Origin of the sequence: Sedimentibacter sp. B4, from assembly GCF_000309315.1 — a bacterium.
Lineage (GTDB): Bacteria > Bacillota > Clostridia > Tissierellales > Sedimentibacteraceae > Sedimentibacter > Sedimentibacter saalensis.
Genome location: NZ_CANG01000646.1, coordinates 1 through 220, shown reverse-complemented (window position 1 = coordinate 220; position 220 = coordinate 1). Strand labels below are relative to the sequence as shown.

1 protein-coding gene is annotated in these 220 nt (G+C 63.6%); it reads left to right on the top strand.

The annotated features are described in order from the left end of the window. Positions 1 to 220 (top strand): co-chaperone YbbN (locus BN358_RS12585; protein WP_019229172.1); only part of this gene is annotated, 220 nt, incomplete at both ends.

The window sequence follows — 220 nt, the reverse complement described above, 5'->3', positions numbered from 1 at the left end:
CGCCGTGCAAGCAGCTGTCCCCGATCATCGACGAACTGGCCCGTGACTACGGCGACAAGATCACCTTCCTGAAGATGGACACCAACACCAGCACCCAGGTGCCCACCCAGCAGGGCGTGCTCGGGCTGCCCACCATCCAGGTGTTCGTGGGTGGCGAGGTGGTCAAGTCGTTCACCGGGGCCAAGCCGAAGTCAGTGCTGCTGAGGGCGCTCGAGGAATA